13 protein-coding genes and 2 tRNA genes are annotated in these 17,009 nt (G+C 61.4%); 10 read left to right on the top strand and 5 right to left on the bottom strand.

Annotation, left to right across the window (positions count from 1 at the left end):
• Positions 1-105: 105 nt before the first annotated feature.
• Both LMG28727_RS01160 and LMG28727_RS01155 read left to right on the top strand, forming a co-directional pair.
• Positions 106-192 (top strand) — tRNA-Leu (locus tag LMG28727_RS01160).
• Between the two features lie 230 nt (positions 193-422).
• Positions 423-509: transfer RNA gene (locus tag LMG28727_RS01155), tRNA-Leu, on the top strand.
• A gap of 7 nt (positions 510-516) precedes the next feature.
• On the opposite strand, the gene LMG28727_RS01150 is transcribed toward LMG28727_RS01155, so the two are convergent.
• The 3 genes from LMG28727_RS01150 to LMG28727_RS01140 all read right to left on the bottom strand — a co-directional run bounded on the left by LMG28727_RS01150 (position 517) and on the right by LMG28727_RS01140 (position 2,728).
• On the bottom strand, positions 517-732 hold the full coding sequence (locus LMG28727_RS01150) for a hypothetical protein (RefSeq protein WP_201640484.1): 216 nt from the start codon (positions 730-732) through the stop codon (positions 517-519).
• Positions 733-774: 42 nt separating this feature from the next.
• On the bottom strand, positions 775-2,106 hold the full coding sequence (locus tag LMG28727_RS01145) for a chloride channel protein (RefSeq protein ID WP_201640483.1): 1,332 nt from the start codon (positions 2,104-2,106) through the stop codon (positions 775-777).
• 235 nt (positions 2,107-2,341) lie between these two features.
• The gene (locus LMG28727_RS01140) at positions 2,342-2,728 is read right to left on the bottom strand and encodes an MAPEG family protein (protein WP_201640482.1); all 387 of its coding nucleotides are present in this window, start codon (positions 2,726-2,728) and stop codon (positions 2,342-2,344) included.
• A gap of 441 nt (positions 2,729-3,169) precedes the next feature.
• On the opposite strand from LMG28727_RS01140, the gene LMG28727_RS01135 reads away from it, so the two are divergent.
• The 8 genes from LMG28727_RS01135 to LMG28727_RS01100 all read left to right on the top strand — a co-directional run bounded on the left by LMG28727_RS01135 (position 3,170) and on the right by LMG28727_RS01100 (position 15,809).
• The gene (locus LMG28727_RS01135; protein ID WP_201640481.1) at positions 3,170-4,390 is read left to right on the top strand and encodes an MFS transporter; all 1,221 of its coding nucleotides are present in this window, start codon (positions 3,170-3,172) and stop codon (positions 4,388-4,390) included.
• 362 nt (positions 4,391-4,752) lie between these two features.
• Positions 4,753-5,646: a TetR/AcrR family transcriptional regulator gene (locus tag LMG28727_RS01130; protein WP_201640480.1), complete on the top strand. Its 894-nt coding sequence runs from the start codon at positions 4,753-4,755 to the stop codon at positions 5,644-5,646.
• 522 nt (positions 5,647-6,168) lie between these two features.
• A complete protein-coding gene (locus tag LMG28727_RS01125; protein WP_201640479.1) occupies positions 6,169-8,667 on the top strand; it encodes an acyl-CoA dehydrogenase in 2,499 nt (832 codons plus the stop codon).
• A 176-nt stretch (positions 8,668-8,843) separates the two neighbouring features.
• Complete coding sequence (locus LMG28727_RS01120) at positions 8,844-10,253, top strand: 3-oxoacyl-ACP reductase (protein ID WP_201640478.1); 1,410 nt, start codon at positions 8,844-8,846, stop codon at positions 10,251-10,253.
• Positions 10,254-10,255: 2 nt separating this feature from the next.
• Positions 10,256-11,191: a MaoC/PaaZ C-terminal domain-containing protein gene (locus tag LMG28727_RS01115; protein WP_201640477.1), complete on the top strand. Its 936-nt coding sequence runs from the start codon at positions 10,256-10,258 to the stop codon at positions 11,189-11,191.
• Between the two features lie 215 nt (positions 11,192-11,406).
• Positions 11,407-12,708: an acetyl-CoA C-acetyltransferase gene (locus LMG28727_RS01110; RefSeq protein ID WP_201640476.1), complete on the top strand. Its 1,302-nt coding sequence runs from the start codon at positions 11,407-11,409 to the stop codon at positions 12,706-12,708.
• A gap of 90 nt (positions 12,709-12,798) precedes the next feature.
• Positions 12,799-14,604: an AMP-binding protein gene (locus tag LMG28727_RS01105; protein ID WP_201640475.1), complete on the top strand. Its 1,806-nt coding sequence runs from the start codon at positions 12,799-12,801 to the stop codon at positions 14,602-14,604.
• A 263-nt stretch (positions 14,605-14,867) separates the two neighbouring features.
• Positions 14,868-15,809, top strand: a complete 942-nt coding sequence (locus LMG28727_RS01100) for a DUF1571 domain-containing protein (RefSeq protein ID WP_201640805.1) — start codon at positions 14,868-14,870, stop codon at positions 15,807-15,809.
• Here LMG28727_RS01100 and alaE read toward each other — a convergent pair.
• Together alaE and LMG28727_RS01090 are read right to left on the bottom strand one after the other, a co-directional pair.
• Positions 15,806-16,222 (bottom strand): L-alanine exporter AlaE, encoded by a 417-nt coding sequence (gene alaE / locus LMG28727_RS01095; protein WP_201640474.1) that lies wholly within the window; start codon positions 16,220-16,222, stop codon positions 15,806-15,808. The two genes, LMG28727_RS01100 and alaE, sit on opposite strands and share 4 nt — an antisense overlap.
• 334 nt (positions 16,223-16,556) lie before the next feature.
• The gene (locus LMG28727_RS01090) at positions 16,557-16,982 is read right to left on the bottom strand and encodes a hypothetical protein (RefSeq protein ID WP_201640473.1); all 426 of its coding nucleotides are present in this window, start codon (positions 16,980-16,982) and stop codon (positions 16,557-16,559) included.
• Between the last annotated feature and the right edge of the window lie 27 nt (positions 16,983-17,009).

The raw sequence follows: 17,009 nt of genomic DNA, 5'->3' as shown, positions 1-17,009 counted from the left end.
GAGGCGCATTCAGCATGCGTCGGCGGGATGTTTAAGCAAGTTTGGAGAAACGCTTGACAGGTCCCAATCTGTCGCTATAATGGCGCTCTTTGCTGTTCATCACCTGCCCAGGTGGCGAAATTGGTAGACGCACTAGGTTCAGGTCCTAGCGGTGGCAACACTGTGGAGGTTCGAGTCCTCTCTTGGGCACCAGATTCAAAATTAGAGCCGCCTCCGGGCGGCTCTAATTTTTGTGAGAAGCTACGCTGTCTGATTCATGCGTTTGTGTGATCGGTTTGCGTAGTGAGCAGGACGGTCGTTGAGTAGTGAAAGCATTGCTTCGCTGCGCAATTAACCGGGCGGTTGATAAAGTGCAGTTTGTCTGAAGTAGGGATTGACAAGCTTAATCAACACGCTAAAATAGCGGTCTAGCTTGAAGACGTGCCCAGGTGGCGGAATTGGTAGACGCACTAGGTTCAGGTCCTAGCGGTGGCAACACCGTGGAGGTTCGAGTCCTCTCCTGGGCACCACGCCTCTTCAAGCAAAAACGAAACACCCCGTTGAGCCTTCGTGCTTCGCGGGGTTTTTTGTTTTCAGCGACTGATTTTGCATGCGCTCGACATGCGCCTGCGCCCGCATGCAAAACCAACCTGTGTTGCCCGCTGCATCGAATTGCATAACGTCGTCATGACGTCTTGCGTTATCAGTTGCGATCTTCTCTTGCGGCGACAGCGCATCGACCTCAAACATCATCCTCGAGCCGACTTCCCTGTCGCCGCTAAAGCGCGAACAAACTCAACGCGCTTTGCCCGCCCCACCGAGGTTGAAACCGAAAGCGGATTGCATCGCGGGTGCCCACTTCGTGCAGGCCTTGAATGCGAGTAACGAACCGCCTACAGCAAACAGCACAGGAATCAGAAAGTCCTGGCCCACCCGCGTAAATTCAAACACGAGTACTACCGCCGTAATCGGCATCTGCATCGATGCGGCGAGAAACGCTGTCGCACCGACCACGGCGAATCCGCCTAACGATGCGCCCGGCCAGACGAGGCTCCACACACCGCCAAGTACGATGGCAAGCAACGCGCCGTTCGCAAGGCCCGGCGTCAGCAAGCCGCCCTCCGCGCCCGCACGCAAACTGCTCGCGGTGATCACCACCTTCAACACCAGTAACATCGCGGCGAGACCGATCGTCAGGCCGCCGTCGAATGCCAGGCCTGCAGGACCTTTGCCATTGCCGAGCAACTGCGGGAAATGCATTGCCAGTACGCCGATGATCGCGAAGTTCAGCAGCGACAGCGCGGGCAGGCGCCAGTCCTTCGGCGCAGCCGCGCGAGAGTGCTTGGTGAGTTCAGTAAAACCCCACGCGGCCGCGCCGAAGATCGGACCGCACACTAGCGCCCACACCACCAGCGGTGCATTCACCGCAATCGACGGCACGAGATACTGATGCTCGTTGCCCAAGCCGGTTTGCGCGACCAGTGCCGCGATCGCCGACGTCACGATCGCCGGCACCAGTGCCGGCAAACCGAACGTGCCCAGCAGCACTTCGAGTACAAACACCGCGCCGCCGAGCGGTACGTTATAGACCGCGGCGAGACCCGCACCTGCGCCGCACGCCACCATGATGCGGCTTTGCGCCACCGACAAACCCGCGCGACGCGACAGCCATCCGGCCAACGCCGAACCGATCTCACGCGGCGCGACTTCGCGACCGAGCGGAGAGCCGAGCGCCACGGTCACGATCTGCAGCAGTGCGTGAATGGTCGTACTCAGCACCGGCATCTGCGGATCGTCGGACTTGACGGCCTGGCGAATACTCACGAGCGGCCGTCCGTAGCGATACAGCGCCCACCAGCCGAGCCCGGCGATCAGTCCGCAAATCGTCAGCACCATCAGGCGACGCTCGGGCGCGGCACCGCTCACACCCTGCAGAAAACTCTCGGCGCTGATGAGTTGCGTTTCGCTGTAACCGTACGCAAGGTGCTGGATGCCGTGCAGCAGCAACGCGAGTCCCATGCCGCCCAGCCCCGCGCCGACGCCGGTCAGCAGCGTCACCATGGCGACCACCGCAAACGGACTGTGCTCACGGCGAACGGGCTGCGAAGTGATTGATTTGACTGACATAGTGCGTCGGCGGGGGCAAATAATAAGATAGCAAACATGGTATGCCGCGACGCAGCATGAATCAAATTTATTTTTCAGATCTACTCATGCGATATGTGCATATATTCGTCGTAGCGAGTTCTTACAGGGTTGCTAATGCTCGCCTCGCGACCTACCGAATCGCTGGCGAAACTGCGTTGCCTCCCAGCGACGCGGCGACATTCCTACGCGCTGCCACGTCGCTGAATCCATCCGGTCACACACTCGTCGAACCCGCCGACACAAAAAACATCGATACCACACAGGCCGCCCCGACGAACCAAACCAGCGAGCGCAGTGATGCGAGATTCATCACATACAACACCCCATGCAGCACGCGCATGATGACAAAGGTGATCGCCAGCCAGTTGATCCACGTCATCGAACCGCCTGCCTGCCCTGCTACGACGACCGCGGCAGTGAACATCGCGAGCGCTTCCCACGCGTTCTGATGCGCGGCATGGGCTCGCGCGCGCCATCCTTCGAGACTGGCCAGATAAGCACGCGGCGCGCGATTGTCGTAACGGCTGCTCACTTTCGCCAGCATGGTCCACGGAAACGGCAGCAGTGCGACGATCAGCAGGCATACATGCGGAATTGTCATTTTTTTAGTCTCCCTTGTTGCACGGCGCGAATGCCGCGAGCCGCTGTTATACCGGTGGGCCCGAGCCATCGCCAACCGGAATCCGGCGAGAAAGCCCTCTATTCGACCGCGCCAATCGCCTGCCCAAAGCCCGCTGGAAATCAGGTAAAAGAAACCGCGATATTCCCGCATCGCGTAATTCATACATTACAAAGTACAAACAATAATTCCGACATCATCAATACAATAATTACATTTATCCGACATTAACCCTGCGTTGCGGATTCAGCACGAATTTTGCTGCGGCTATTGCCAGGTATTAATACGGATAAAGATGCGTTCAATCATGCAAGCGTTTAACGGTGGGCGTACACTCGCTCGAGGCCCACGCCACAAGGCGTACGGGGCTAAAGAGATGCCCGTGAACATACACGGGTGATTGGGGACTCAGGAGAACAATCAATGAGCTGGACACGGGAACAGAGAAACGTCACGATCGCCGCCTATCTCGGCTGGACGCTAGACGCATTCGATTTCTTTCTAATGGTATTCGTATTGAAAGATATTGCGGCAGAATTCAATACGACGATTCCGTCGGTTGCTATCGCCATTATGCTGACCTTGATGATGCGTCCGGTCGGCGCACTGATTTTCGGCTGGCTCGCGGACAAGTACGGTCGCCGCCCCACGCTGATGGTCAACATCGCGTGCTTCTCTCTGCTCGAATTGCTGTCCGGCCTGTCACCCAATCTGATGACCCTGCTGGTGCTGCGCGCGCTGTTCGGTATCGCGATGGGCGGCGAATGGGGCGTGGGCGGCGCACTGACCATGGAAACCGTGCCGCCCAAATCGCGCGGCATCGTCTCCGGTCTGCTGCAGGCGGGCTATCCGAGCGGCTATCTGCTGGCGTCGATCGTGTTCGGCTTGTTCTATCAATACATCGGCTGGCGCGGCATGTTCTTCGTCGGCGTGTTGCCCGCGCTGCTCGTGCTGTATGTGCGTGCGCACGTGCCGGAATCGCCGGCTTTCAGAACACTCGAAAAGAAACAACGTCCTGGTCTTCTCATCACGTTGAAACAGAACGTCAAGCTGTCGCTGTATGCGATCGTCCTGATGACGGCATTCAACTTCTTCTCGCACGGCTCGCAGGATCTGTATCCGACCTTCCTGCGCGTTCAGCATCAGTTCGACGCGCACACGGTGTCGTGGATCACGATTACGCTGAACGTCGGCGCGATTATCGGCGGTCTGTTCTTCGGCTCGTTGTCGGAGAAGATCGGCCGCAAGCGCGCGATCTTCATCGCGGCATTGATCGCGTTGCCGGTGCTGCCGCTGTGGGCATTCTCAACTACGCCGGTGCTGCTCGCAGCCGGCGCCTTCCTGATGCAGATCTCGGTGCAAGGCGCATGGGGCGTGATTCCAGTACACCTGAACGAAATCTCGCCCGATGAAATTCGCGCCACCTTCCCCGGACTCGTGTATCAACTCGGCAATCTGATCGCGTCGGTGAACGGACCGTTGCAGTCAGGCATCGCCGAACGCATGGGCAACAACTACGCGCTGGTGATGGCGGTCGTGATCGGCATCGTGGCGGTCGTGATCGCCGTGCTGATTCCGTTCAGCCGCGAGCGCCGCGGTATCGACATGACACAGTCGGCGAAAGAGGTCGCAGCGCAGCTTTAAGCGTTCGAACTAAACAGCTATTGCGCTTGCAAGATATCAGGCACAATACGCGCAAAGGCGGCTAGAACCGCCGCGACGCGAACCACGCGTCCGCAGTACGAAGCAGGGCCAAACAGGTAGCACGACAAGCAATACGAGGCCGTTCCGATTTCCATCGGAACGGCCTTTTTTATTTTCCGCGCGAATTGACGCATCGCGCATCACGGAAGACGACCGGCGTCAGGTCTTCTAGAGGAGTTAGTCGACTGCGACCCCTTGATCGTACGCACCTTCTTTCTTTATCCTGAAAAAAACGGCTGTTTCAAATATCAATTTGAATCGCTTGTTTGCGGGCCGGACGCCCGGCAACTGGGAGACGCAACATGGCAGTTCGCACAACAGGCCGGCATGCCGGCGATACAAAATCACGCATCCTCGACGCCGCCGAAACGCTCTTCATCGAGTGTGGTTATGAGGCAATGTCGCTACGCCAGATTACTTCGCGGGCCGAAGTGAATCTGGCGGCGGTCAACTATCACTTCGGCAGCAAGGAGTCGCTGATTCACTCGATGCTGTCGCGCCGGCTCGACCAGCTCAACCAGGAACGCGTCAAGCTGCTCGACCGCTTCGACACGATGCTCGGCGAGCGCCTGACCTGCGAGCACGTGCTCGGTGCGATGTTCATTCCGGCGTTGCGTTTGTCGCGTGATCAGCGGGTCGGCGGCAAGGCGTTTCTTCGCCTGTTGGGCCGCGCTTATACCGATCCGTCGGCGTTCATTCGCGACTTTCTGAATGGTCATTACGCAACGGTGGCCGTACGCTTTTTCGATGCGTTCCAGCGCGCGTTGCCGCATCTGCCGCGCGAGGAACTTGGCTGGCGCCTGCACTTTGCAATCGGCGCGCTGTCGGGCGTACTGGCGGGTACCGATACCGACAGCCTGATCTCCGAGTTCTCGCAGGGCAAGTCGATGAACGACCTGCAACTGATTGCCCGCCTCGCGTCGCTGATGGTGGCCGCGCTCAAGGCCCCGCTGCCGGACAGCTCGCAACTGGCGGTGTTCGCAGCCGTGCTGGGCGACGCGGCTGAAGGCTGCACGGAAAACGCGACTGAGCATGTTGGCGCAACCGCGGGCAGTGCGTCGGCGGCGGCAGCGACGCAAGACGGCGGGTCGGCTGAGTCGGCGGACACGACAGCGGATGTTTCATCCGGCGGCGAGCGTCACGGCGGCAGCATCGAGGCAGCGTCGTATCAGCACGCGTATCACGGTCTGGCCTGAAACGCCAAGGCCGTATCGGCACGGACGACGCCATCATGGGTCGTCCTGCGACAAACCTGATGGAGCGGGCGGAGAAAATACCGGACATGGGAGAGCACCGCCGCCTCCGTCGGGCAGTACGCCGAAGCATCAAAGCGGTAACCGGTACTCATCCTTATCGCTGCGACGACGCAACCCGCGCAACGACTACACGGCACGTCACGTTACGCAACCGGACACCATGAAACCTGCGTTTCCGAGCAGCACGTCTAACTCCCGCACCTGAGCGACACTGCGTTGTCGAACGGTCAGCAGCACGCGGAAAATCGCAGCAGACCACGCAGCAGGCGCGAGTCGGGAGCGAGTTGGGAGCGAGTCGGGAATGACCCAGGCAGCCACGCACTACCGGTCAGAGCACAGGGTGAAGCGGGCCACTGCCCCGCCGCCAGATGCAGTAAAAAGAAGAAAGAAGATCAACAGAACGCGAGCCGTCTGCGCGCTGCGGATGCGTTCGCCCGCACCATCGAAACAGGAGGAAACGTCATGCCGTGGTTCATCCTTGTGCTCGTCATCGCCGCCCTTGCGCTCGTCTACGTTCAGGCGCGCGCGTCCTGGTGGCTGGCTCTCATGATCGTCTGGGTGGCGGCCGCGCATGTCAGCGGAGTGGCCGGCCCGCTTCTGACTACCGTGTTTGCCATCGTCTTCGTGCTCCCTGCCCTCGTCCTCACGCTCAAGCCGTTGCGCCGCGCGTGGCTCACGAAACCGGTGCTCGAAGTCTTCCGCAAAATCCTGCCGGAGATGTCGCCGACCGAGCGCGACGCGATCGAAGCCGGCACCGTCTGGTGGGACGCCGAACTGTTCTCGGGACGCCCGCACTGGGACACGCTGCTCGGCTATGGTCCCGCGACGCTGACGGCTGAAGAACAAGCGTTTCTGGATGTCGAATGCGAGCGTCTATGCGATCTGGCGAACGACTGGGAAACCACCATGGTCTGGCAGGACCTGTCGCCGCAAACGTGGCAGTACATCAAGGCAAGCGGTTTTCTCGGCATGATCATTCCGAAGCAGTACGGCGGCAAGCAGTTCTCCGCGTATGCGCATTCACAGGTCATCATGAAGCTCGCCACGCGATGCTCGGCGGCGGCCGTCTCGGTGATGGTGCCGAACTCGCTCGGGCCAGCCGAACTGCTGATGCACTACGGCACGGAGGAACAAAAAAACCACTATCTGCCGCGTCTTGCTCGCGGCGATGAAATCCCCTGCTTCGCGTTGACGAGCCCTTATGCGGGTTCCGATGCAGCGGCGATTCCCGATGTCGGCATCGTCTGCAAGGGGACGTTTGAAGGCCGTGAGACGCTGGGTTTTCGCGTGACGTGGGACAAGCGCTACATCACGCTCGGCCCGATTGCGACCGTGCTCGGCCTCGCGTTCCGCGCGCTCGACCCCGACCGTCTGCTCGGCGGCGGCGCCGAGCCCGGCATTACGTGCGCGCTGATTCCAACCGACCATCCCGGCGTGAATATCGGCCGGCGTCATTGGCCGCTAAACGCGGTGTTCCAGAACGGCCCGAACTCGGGCAAGGACGTGTTTATTCCGCTCGACTGGGTGATCGGAGGGCGCGCTCAGGTCGGCAACGGCTGGCGCATGCTGATGGAGTGCCTCGCTGCGGGCCGCGCGATTTCGCTGCCTTCGTCGAATGTAGGGATGGCGAAAATCGCCGTGCGCGGCACGGGCGCGTATGCGGCGGTTCGGCGCCAATTCCGCACGGCGGTGGGCAAATTCGAAGGTGTGCAGGAAGCGCTCGGGCGCATGGGCGGCAATCTGTACGTGATGGACGCCGCGCGCCGCCTGTCCGCGCATGCGGTGGATCTGGGCGAAAAGCCGTCGGTGATTTCCGCTATCGCGAAGTATCACATCACCGAACGCGCCCGCATGGTGATCAACGACGGCATGGATATCGCTGCCGGCAAGGGCATCTGCATGGGGCCGTCGAACTTCCTTGCGCGCGCTTATCAGCAGGTGCCGATTGCGATCACCGTCGAAGGCGCGAACATTCTCACGCGTTGCCTGATCATCTTCGGGCAGGGGGCGATCCGTTGTCATCCGTATGTGTTGAAGGAAATGGCGGCGACCCGCGAAGCCGATCACGCGAAAGCACTCCGCGATTTTGACGACGCGTTCTTCGGCCACGTCAGCTTCACGCTTTCCAATGTCGTGCGCAGCTTCGTTTATGGCATAACGGGTGGCGCTTTCATCGCGAAGCCGCATGCGGCCTATGCGCCGTTGCACGCCTACTATCGCGCGGCGACCCGTATCTCGACCGCGTTCGCACTGCTGGCCGATGTATCGATGTTCGTCCTCGGCGGCGACCTGAAACGCCGTGAACGTATCTCGGGGCGTTTGGGCGATGTGCTGTCGCAGTTGTACCTGATCTCGGCTACGCTCAAGCGTTTCGAAGACGAAGGCCGTCAGGAAGAAGACCTGCCGCTGGTGCGCTGGGGTGTCGAAGATTCGCTGTATAAGGCGCAACACGCGCTCGACGGCGTGCTCGCGAACTATCCCAATCGTTTCGCCGCCGCTCTCGTGCGCGTGCTCGCGTTCCCGTTCGGCTTGCCGCATCGCGAGCCGTCGGATCGCCTCGGCACGCAGATCGCCGAGTTGATGCAGACGCCCGGCGCGGCGCGCAACCGGCTGGTGTCGGACTCGTACGTGCCGCATCCCGATGTCGATGCGCTCGGCTATGGCGAGCTGGCGTTCGAACTGAATCCGCGCTTCACACAAATTGATCAGAAGCTGCGCGACGCGGTCAAACAGGGGCTCTTCGAGCCGATGCCGCAGAGCCTGCCGCAACTCGCCGCATGGACCGACACGGCGCAGAAGAAAGGCCTGATCGACGCCGACGAGCGCCGCGTGCTCGACGACTACGCACGTTACGGCGCGCTCGTTGTGAAGGTCGACGATTTTCCCGCCGACTTCGACCTGCTCGCGAATCTGCAGAAACGCAAGGAGACGCTCGACAAGGCGTTGGAACTTGCCGCGTGAGTTCAAGCGCAGTTCATGCGAGTTCATCCGAGTCCCAGCTCAGTGAACACTGAGTACCTGAAAAAAACCTCCTGAGCGGGCGCGCCGAGGCGCCCAACTCAGTGCACACTGACACACGTCCAAAGTCCCCGAACAGAGACTTTCCGAAGAGCGTGACCAGCGGAGCAGCCAACTCTATGAACGACTCTTATCTGAACTTCGTCAACTCGCCGTTCGGCGCGCGCCTCGCGCGCTCGCTCGGCCTGCCGAAGCCTGAGGTACTGCGCCGTTATCGCGCGGACCAGCCAGAGTTCGGCGGTCTGATCGCCATCGGCGCAGCCCGTGAGCCTCGTCTACTGGATGCGCTGGCGAATCTCGTGGCCAGCATCGGCGTGACCAGCGTCGCGCATCAGAGCGCCGGGTTGTGGGTGCCGCTTGCCCATCGGCATGGCTTGATGACCGGGCGATTCGAGCCGGCCCAGGCCGACTCGTCCGGCAAGCTCGCCGCGTTGCTGTTCGATGCGAGCGGGATCGAGGACAGCAGCCAGATGGAGCCGCTGCACGCGTTCTTTCACGACACGCTGCGCTCGCTAGGCCGATGCGGGCGCATCGTCGTGCTCGGGCGACCGCCGGAAGCCTGCGCGAGCCCGCGTCAGTGGACGGCGCAGCGCGCGCTCGAAGGGCTGACGCGCTCGCTGGGTAAGGAAGCGCGGCGTGGGATCACGGCGAATCTCGTGTATGTCGGCGAAGGCGCGGAAAGCGGCGCAGAAGCGACATTGCGATTCTTTTTGTCACCGCGTTCCGCGTATGTGTCGGGACAGGTCGTGCGGCTCGCCGCAGGCGCGGCTCAATCACTTGCCGCCTTCGACTGGCAACAACCGCTCGCCGGCCGGCGCGCCGTCGTGACCGGCGCGGCGCGCGGCATCGGCGCATCGATTGCAGGTGTGCTGGCGGCTGAGGGCGCCCACGTGATCGGCATCGATATTCCGTCGGCGCGCGACGCACTCGACGCGACGATGCGTCAGCTGAACGGCACCGCCCTCGCCTTCGATATCGCCGCGCCAGAAGCCCCCGCACAAATCGCCGCCGCGCTCGACGAACAGGGCGTCGATATCGTCGTGCACAACGCGGGCATCACGAAAGACAAAACCATCGCGAAGATGACCGACGCCGCGTGGCAAAACGTGATCGACATCAACCTGAGCGCACAGGAACGGATCGACGACGCGTTGCTCGACGCCGGCATTCTGCGCGATGGCGGCCGCATTATCGGCGTGTCGTCGATCAGCGGTATCGCGGGCAATCTCGGTCAGACCAATTACGCGACGTCGAAAGCGGGTGTGATCGGACGCGTGCAAAGCATGGCGCCGCATCTGCACGCGCGCGGCATCACGATCAACGCAGTCGCGCCGGGTTTCATCGAAACCCAGATGACCGCGAAAATTCCGCTGACCCTCCGCGAAGCCGGACGCCGCATGAATTCGATGAGCCAGGGCGGCCAGCCGGTCGACGTCGCGCAGACCATCGCGTGGCTCGCGCATCCCGGATCGGCGGGCGTGAGCGGCCAGATCGTGCGGGTGTGCGGACAAAGCCTGATTGGAGCGTGAACATGGGTGATCCGGGTGATCCGTTCGGCAACCGTCATGCGGCGGGTTTGACACGGCCCGATGCGGTGCGGCCGAAAACCGTCGTCATCGAAACCCTGCCCGCGCCGGCGAAGCTCTATGCGCGCGCGTTGTCGGGCATCATCAAACGTGGGCGCGACACGCAGTTGCCCGCGCTGCGCCTCGTGCGCCCCGCCGTTGCGATCGATCCCGGACCCGTGTGGCGTTATGCGCGCGTGTGCGGCTTTATCCCCGAACACGGCGTGCCGCTCACGTATCCGCATCTGCTGGCCTTTCCGTTGCATCTGCTGATGCTGACCGATCCGGCGTTTCCGTGGCCCGCGCTCGGGCTCGTGCATCTGGCTAACCATGTGCGGCTGCGCCGGCCGCTGTCTTACAAGGACCTGCTGCGCGTCGAAGTCGAATTCGGTGCGCTGCTGCGTCACGACAAGGGTCAGGCGTTCGTGCTGCATACGCGTATGTACCGGCGCGGCGAGGCCGTGTGGGACGGCGACAGCGTCTATCTGAAGCGTGGTGTGGAGGCGCAGGGCAACCCGCTCGATCCGCTCGAACTCGGGCCGCTGGCGCTGCAACGCATCGCGCGCTGGCAGCTCGCGTCGCAACTGGGTCGCGACTACGCGGGCGTATCGGGTGACTACAACCCGATCCATCTCGCCGCGCTGTCGGCGAAAGCGTTCGGTTTTCCGCGCGCGATTGCACACGGCATGTGGACGCTCGCGCGCGCCGCGTCCGCATTGCAACCGCCGAAGCCGCTCGCCGAAGCCACCCTGAGCGCCGAATTCAAGCTGCCGATGCTGCTGCCTGGCGAGGCGTCGCTGTGGAGCGCATCGCCTTCGCTGATCGAACGCGACATCGAGGTGCGGGACAAGGCGGGGGAAAAGCCGCATTTGCGCGGCCGTATGCAGTGGAGGTTGCAGTGAAACCCGCCGCTTGTTTTATCGCGCGGGGCACTGCGATGATCACGGCGGAATGAAAACGGTGTCGAAATCGTTATTGCTTCCAGGGCCCCGTGAGTCTCGGTGAAATCGCGCACACCGTTGGTACTTTTTGCACCATCCGCATCATCCGCATCATTCGCACCGTTCGCACCGTTCGCACCGTTCAATAACCAGGGAACGACCCAAAGGAGCCGAGCATGTCCAACCCGCAACCCGCTGTGCGCCGCGTCGCCATCATCGGGGGCAACCGGATTCCGTTTGCCCGCTCGAACACCGCCTACGCGACCGCGTCGAATCAGGACATGCTGACGTTCACACTGCAAGGGCTGATCGATCGATACAACCTGCACGGCGAACGCCTGGGCGAAGTCGCGGCGGGCGCGGTCATCAAGCATTCGCGCGACTTCAATCTGACGCGCGAAGCGGTACTGTCCACTACGCTTGCCAAAGAAACGCCCGCGTACGACGTTCAGCAGGCATGCGGCACCGGACTCGAAGCCGCGATTCTCGTCGCCAACAAAATCGCGCTGGGGCAGATCGAAGTGGGCATCGCAGGCGGTGTCGATACGACCTCCGATGCGCCGATCGGCGTCAACGAACGCATGCGCCAGATTCTGCTCGAAGCGAATCGCGGCAGGAGTACGGGCCAGCGTGTCAGTGCGTTGACCAAACTACGGCCGGGAATGTTTTTCAAGCCGCTGTTGCCGCGCAACGGCGAGCCGCGCACCGGGCTTTCAATGGGCGAGCATTGCGAACTGATGGCCAAGCGCTGGAACATTTCGCGCGAGTCCCAGGACGTGCTCGCGTACGAGAGCCATCGCAAGCTGACGGACGCGTATGCGCGCGGCTTCGTCAATGATCTGATGACACCGTATCGCGGTCTCGCACGCGACAACAATCTGCGCTCGGATCTGACGCTGGAAAAGCTTGCCAACCTGAAGCCGGTATTCGATCGTGACGCCGGCACGCTGACCGCCGGCAATTCGACGCCGCTCACCGATGGCGCGTCCGCCGTGCTGCTCGCGAGCGAAGCATGGGCCGCCCGGCACGGTCTGCCGGTACTGGCCTGGTTGAGCTGGTCCGAAACCGCCGCCGTCGATTTCTTCGACAAGAAAGAAGGCTTGCTGATGGCCCCGGCTTATGCCGTGCCACGCATGCTGGCGCGAGCGGGCCTCACGTTGCAGGACTTCGATCTGTATGAAATCCATGAAGCCTTCGCGGCGCAGGTGTTATGCACACTCGCAGCATGGCAGGATGATGAGTATTGCCGCACGCAACTGGGCCTCGCCGGACCGCTTGGCGAGATCGACCGGACGAAGCTCAATGTGAACGGCAGTTCGCTTGCCACCGGGCATCCGTTTGCGGCGACCGGTGCACGCATCGTCGCGGGACTCGCGAAAATGCTCGCGCAACTCGACAAGCCCGCTGGCACCGCGCGCGGGCTGATCTCGATCTGTGCAGCTGGCGGCCAGGGTGTGGTCGCGATTCTGGAACGTTGAGCGGCGTGCTCGCTTTGCGTGGCGCCGACGACTCGCCGCGAGACCAGCACACAAACAGATAAATGAAATCCAGGCTTCAGGAGACGACCGATGACCCAGCCCACTCAAGCCCCGCTCTCGCCCACGTCCACGTCTACGCTGAATGCGGCGGGCGACGCACAGGCCCCCGTTCAGAAGCCAGCGCGCGCGCCCAACACCGACAACATCTGGTATGCGTCGTATCCCGACGACGTCCCGCATGACATCGACGTCACGCAATACGAATCGATTGCGCAATTCTTCGACGAATGCATCGCGCAGTTTCGCGAGCGCGTGGCGTATGTGAGCGTCGGCGCGAATCTGACGTATGGCGAACTCGGGCGCAAGGCTGCGGCGTTCGCGGCGTATCTGCAAAGTATCGGCGTGAAGCCCGGCGAGCGCGTCGCGATCATGCTGCCCAATACCTTCCAGTACCCGGTGTCGCTATTTGGCGTATTGAAAGCCGGCGCGGTCGTGGTCAACGTGAATCCGCTCTACACAGTGCGCGAACTTGCGCATCAATTGAAAGACAGCGGCGCGCAAACCATCATCGTGTTCGAGAACTTCGCGAAGACCGTGGAAGACGCGTTGCCGGGCACCCGAATCAAGAACGTGATCGTGACAGGTCTCGGCGATCTGCTCGCAGACGGCCTGAATCTGAAGGGACGTCTGCTTAATTTCGCGTTGCGTCACGTGAAGAAAATGGTGCCCGCTTACAAGCTGCCGCAGGCGGTGCCGCTACTGAAGGCGCTGTCGATCGGCTATTCACGGCCCGTCAACGCCGTGCGCACGACTCACGACGACATCGCATTCCTGCAATACACCGGTGGCACCACCGGCGTGGCGAAGGGTGCAATGCTCACGCACAAGAACATCATCGCGAATCTGCTGCAGGCGAAGGCCTGGTCAGAAGGGCAACTGAACGGCGACATCGAAACGGTGCTCACGCCGCTGCCGCTCTATCACATCTATTCGCTGACGGTGAACGCGCTGATCTTCATGGGCCTCGGCGGGCGCAATATCCTGATCGCGAATCCGCGCGACATGAAGCGCGTGATGATGATCATCCGTCACGAGACCTTCACCGGCATGACGGCGGTCAACACGCTCTATAACGCGTTTCTCGATAACGAGGAGTTCTGCAAGCGCGACTTCTCGAATCTGAAACTCGCGATGGCGGGCGGCATGGCCACGCAGAAGGCCGTCGCCGACCGCTTCAAGGCGGTGACCGGTAAGCCGATCATCGAAGGATATGGGCTGACCGAATGCTCGCCGATCGTGTCGATGAACCCGGTCGACCTGAGTAATATGCGCGACTTCGAAGGCTCGATCGGCCTGCCCGCGCCGTCCACTCATGTGCGCTTCAGGAAGGACGACGGCAGCTGGGCGAACATCGGCGAACCGGGCGAATTGTGCGTGAAGGGACCGCAGGTCATGAAAGGCTACTGGAATCGTCCGGAAGAAACCGCCAAGGTGATCGACGACGACGGCTGGCTCGCCACCGGCGATATCGGCGTCATGGATTCACGCGGATTCATCCGCCTGATCGACCGGAAGAAGGACATGATCCTCGTGTCCGGTTTCAACGTTTATCCGAATGAAGTCGAAGACGTGATCGCCGCGCATCCCGACGTGCGCGACGTCGCTGCGATCGGCGTGCCCGACGCCGCGCAGGGCGAACGCGTGAAGGTATTCATCGTTCGACGCAATAAGTCATTGACCGCAGAACAGATCATTGCTCATTGCCGCAAGAATCTCACCGGCTACAAGGTGCCGAAGCTGGTCGAGTTCCGCGATGAGTTGCCGCAAACCAATGTTGGAAAGATTCTGCGCCGCGCGCTGCGGGACGAGGAACTCGCGAAGCAAAAGTCTGCCTGACAGGCAGGACGCTTTGCGTCGCCCTCGACCTTACGGAGAGATTCATGAAGCACCGCCTGTTTGCACGCTCATGCCGCTGGTTGGCCTTCATGCACCTGGGGTATGGCGCGCGGTGGCGTGCCTCTGCGATGGAGTCACATAGTGAGGTGCGTGGTGACGTGCGTGGTGACGTGCGCGGTGACGTGCGTGGTGACGTGCGCGGTGACGTGCGCGGTGACGTGCGTAGCGAGCCGCCTGCTGCGAGCTCTATCGCATCGACCGTCATGGCCGTTTCCGCCAACGCGTCGCGCGGTAGCGCCTCCCGCACGGTGCTGATCGGCGCGCTGCTGGTCAGTGCAGCCGCCATCGCACCGCCCGCGGCGTTTGCGCAAAACGACGACACGCCGCCTCCGCTCGACACCGCGAGCGCAGTCAAGGCACCCACCACACCGCCTTCGCAGGTCGGCAAGCTGACGCTAGATCAGCAGGTCAAATGGCTGCGTGCCGCGCAACAGAGCGGCGCCATGGAAAAGCTCGGCGACGATCAACTGGTCGCGTTATTCCAGTCGCTCGATCCGCTTGCGTTGCCGCGCTATATCAAGGAAGGGCCGAACGGCTACCCGTCGTATGAATTCACGATGTCGCGCTCGGAACGCATTCACGGACAGTGGCCCAGCACGCCCGATCACATGCTGGTGCGTATCGCGCACGACCCGTTGCGCATTTACGCGAAATGGCTGCCGGACGGTGCACACGCGGGTCAGGAAATCATCTACGACGAGTCCAAACGGAGCGACGAAATGTACGGGCATCTAGGCGGTTTCATGAACGTGATGCCGTTGTGGACTTCGCTGACCGGCAGCCTCGCCCACTCGCAGTCGAATCATGACCTACGCGACCTCGGCACCGAGTACATTGCGGCCCAGTATCTGAGCGAGGGAAAAAAATACGCGGAAGCGGGTTTGCCGCGCTCGATGCAGGTGGAAGTCAAAACGCTCGACGGTGTACGCGTGGTCGCTTTCACTTTCGAAACGCCCACCGGGCAGCCGCAGTTCTACGCGAAGAAGGAGACGCTTGGGCTGGATCTGCGGCATCCATACTTTCGTACCGTCGAGTCTTATGACAACGACGGCAAGCTGTTCGAGAAAATCGTATTCGAACGCATCACGCCGGGCACATTCGACGAGTCGACTTTCGATCCGAAGAACAACGCGTACAAGTTCTAGAGCGGCTCAGATACCTTGAACAGTCGCCGGCATGCGCCTAGAAAAATACCGTAGGGGCGACCGGACAGGCCAACGATGACAAGAATGGAACTCGCCGCAGTAAGAATTTGCATAAACGTAGCGCCATTCAACGCCAATATCAGCGCATAGAGAGGCATCTGGAACGTCAAATTGATGAGTGTATCCAGCAGGATTTTTTGCAGCAGCGTTTTTTCTGCGCTGCCTAGCTGCCTGAACACCCAGTCCCTGTACATTCCATATGGCCTGCCAATCAACAATGAGACCGGTATGGCGGTGGCGCGTATTTTGATGGTTTGCTCGAGGGTGAGCCCTGTGATGACGAGCTCGACGAAAGCACCAATAGCAATCGAAAAAACCACCATCGCAAATGTGTCAGCAAGATAGCGTCTCACGTTCCCCCTGGGCGCTCTGGAGCGTGTGCCACGCACATCGCGTCACGGTTGGTACGGTATGAACCGGGATAAGCCTGGCGAAGGCAACGACGTGCAAGCCTGCCGACGCTGCGTTCAACCACCCGTCGGCGCGGCAACAAACAGATACGCAGTTCGTATCGGCGTTGCGGCGCGTCTTTGTTCATCGCGGTCAGGTACAGCGCGGCGCAGCGCAGCGCCATTCTTCGTCCGACACCTTCGTCGGGTATAGCTTGCGTTCGTTTGTCCGTCAGGTTACCGCATCTGAACGGAAGTGCCTGACACGCTCCAGCTTCGGCGGCGGCTTTAACGCCGGCTATGCGGCAACGCGCGGCACGAAAGTAAATGCAAACGCGACGTGCGTGTGCTTGACGGACGACCCGCCGAGCGGCTCATGACACTGTTCGACCCGATGCGCCGAACGGGTGACGAAGCCATCGAGCACGAAGTAATCCGACGCGCGAATCAGGCCGATCACCGAGCGACGTGCCGAGGTGCCACCGGTCCGGCCGATGAGCGGCGCGAGCGTCGTGTACCAGAGCGCGCCGATGTCGTCGCCGGTTTCGAAAGTCGGCAGCTTCATTCGCGCTGCGTAGCGCGCGAACGATGGCCCGCACGCCAGCGTCGAGTCGACGATCGCAAGCGTGCCCTCATGCGCGGCGGCGCGCGCGAACCACGGCCATGCGGTCCCCGTCACGGTCGAAAGCCATGCGCCGGTCATCATGAAAGTGCGTCGGTCCATACGTGGCCACCCTCGCCATGAAACGTG

The sequence above is a fragment of the Paraburkholderia metrosideri genome (assembly GCF_904848625.1).
Lineage (GTDB): Bacteria > Pseudomonadota > Gammaproteobacteria > Burkholderiales > Burkholderiaceae > Paraburkholderia > Paraburkholderia metrosideri.
Note: the sequence above shows the minus strand (reverse complement) of the source record. Positions and strands in the feature narration are given on the sequence as shown.